Annotated in this window: 3 protein-coding genes; all 3 read left to right on the top strand. The window is 59.0% G+C overall.

The genetic code is table 11. The features are described from left to right. Positions 1–343: alpha/beta hydrolase fold domain-containing protein (locus BN903_RS02825; RefSeq protein WP_048076284.1), on the top strand; the 343-nt coding region annotated here is incomplete at its 5' end. Positions 344–464: 121 nt separating this feature from the next. After that, on the top strand, positions 465–1,157 hold the full coding sequence (locus tag BN903_RS02820) for a hypothetical protein (RefSeq protein WP_048076465.1): 693 nt from the start codon (positions 465–467) through the stop codon (positions 1,155–1,157). A 119-nt stretch (positions 1,158–1,276) separates the two neighbouring features. Then, on the top strand, positions 1,277–1,608 hold a 332-nt coding region (locus tag BN903_RS02815), incomplete at its 3' end, for a GNAT family N-acetyltransferase (protein ID WP_048076464.1).

Genomic DNA, 1,608 nt, shown 5'->3' with positions numbered 1-1,608 from the left:
GGTCCGGGAACACGCCGGGATCGTCCTCTCGCGGGCGGACATCGAATGGTTCTCCGAGTCGTACTACCGCAACGAGATCCACCGCCGGAACCCGTACGCCGACCCGATCAACGCCGGCGACCTCTCCGGCGTCGCGCCCGCGACAGTCGTCACCGCCGGGTTCGACCCGCTCCGAGACGGCGGGAAGGCGTACGCCGAGCGACTGGTCGCGGACGGGGTCGCCACCAGGTACGAGAACTACCCGACGATGGTTCACGGGTTCATGACGATGCAGGACGTCGACCGCGCCCGGGAGGCGATCGCGAGCGTCGGCGACGACCTCGGCGACGCGCTCGACGCGTGACCCCATTCCGGGCACCCGGCTCTGTGCCACGGGCAACGGAGTCAATCTGAGACAGTCAACTCGACGCTCAAACTAAACAGCTACCGAAGAAATGTGTAGATAGATGGGAAAGAGTAGGCAGATGGAGGGTAGCAAAACAATACTCGGAATGCTCAGAGAGTCCCGCGATTTCGTTTTTGCGTGTATTCTGAACTCTGCACTCATTCTTGGAGTGGTTGTATTTGAGTGGAGTCTCGTTGAAATCGCTGTCATCTATCTCATCGAGATAGCGGTCATCAACCTCCTGTTCTTTTCTGTCGCGTTGTTCACGCCACAGTCCGTGGATGATCTCGATGGGGATTCTTGGGATGAGGAGCCCACTCCAATTCAACCGATTGCCCTAATACCGCCGGTATACCGGCGGAATATCAACTACGTTTTGCGAAAGGCGATTATCTCAGCTTTCATTCTTGCAGTAATCATGAGACCTGTCGTTCCCGGCTATGATTTGGATTCAGGACTTTCCCTCTCAGTTGGGCTCGCAATTGCTGGCACCGTTTTCTTTCAGCTATCGCGCGTCTGGCGCTATTTCATCGTCAACCGGTCATATCGAGACAAATCACCGGCAGACGCGTTGGCCTTCGCGTTCAGGCCCGTCTTTGAGTTGTTTCTGATGTTGGTCTTTGCGGTTGCTCCCGTCAGCTTTGTGATTATCGGGACGGGTACCGATCTGGATTCACGGGCCGTGTGGTTGCTCTATTTAGTTCCGATGGGGGCGATTAGGGCGTGGATAGGGAGTTTAGACCCTCAGACAGACGATTTTAGCATCAAATAAGAAATATATGAGTGTAACTCTCTGAGGATTTCAACAAAGGTGCGCACCCCCGTGTCGGGCGTGTGACCGAGTCTCGGGCCGCCGGTAGCGTTTTTCGGAGCCCCCGCGACTCGTGCGACGTGTTCCCCGAGACCATCGAAACGGACCGACTGCGGCTGGAAGCGAGGGGCCCCGAGACGGTCGATATCGACGAGTGCTACCGGATCTGCTCGTCGGATCCCGGCATCGACGAGGTGACCGAGTACGTCACGTGGGACCCCCACGAGACGAAAAAGGAGACGCTGGAGTTCCTCGAACGCGGCCGCGAGCGCTTCGAGGACGGCGAGGCGGCGACGTACGTGATCCGGCCGCGCGAGGGCGAGGACGGCGCGGGCGAGATCGCCGGCTTCGGCGGGTTCGACGTAGAGTGGGACCGGCGCACCGCGAACCTCGGCGTGTGGCTCCGAAAGCG

It is taken from the genome of Halorubrum sp. AJ67 (assembly GCF_000513435.1).
This window is presented reverse-complemented; position numbering and strand designations above follow the sequence as displayed.